The organism is Salinimicrobium oceani (assembly GCF_012037645.1).
The window spans coordinates 1-323 of the sequence record NZ_JAAVJR010001345.1; the positions used below are offsets into that span (position 1 = coordinate 1).

A 323-nucleotide genomic window follows, 5' to 3' on the forward strand; every position below is an offset into this window, starting at 1 on the left:
GTGGTGATCTTTCCGAAGGAGACCGTTTTATTTTTTCAGGTGAATCTTACAGAATTCAATAAAGTTACAGCTTCAGATTTTCGGATAGTGGCCAATTTCAATAACGTTAGGGAAAATCAGGATTTTATTATTCCTGAAGTTGTCGAAAAACCTGAATTTACTTCTAATATCCGCCTCAGCGAAAAGCGGATCCAGTTTATCATCAAGAAATGAAAGTACTGGGGCTCACAGGAGGTATAGGGAGCGGTAAACCTACCGTTGCGGGATTTTTCGGGGAGCTGGGAGTTCCGGTGTTTATCGCCGATACTCAAGCTAAAAAGCTC

General features: G+C 41.8%; 1 protein-coding gene and 1 pseudogene. Both read left to right on the top strand.

The window, feature by feature from the left end; all coding sequences use genetic code 11:
- A pseudogene (locus tag HC175_RS22130) lies at window positions 1-213 on the top strand (hypothetical protein); the annotation flags it as partial.
- Window positions 210-323, top strand: a 114-nt coding sequence (locus tag HC175_RS22135; protein ID WP_168140011.1) for a dephospho-CoA kinase, incomplete at its 3' end; no start/stop codon positions are given. The pseudogene HC175_RS22130 and the gene HC175_RS22135, both read left to right, overlap by 4 nt.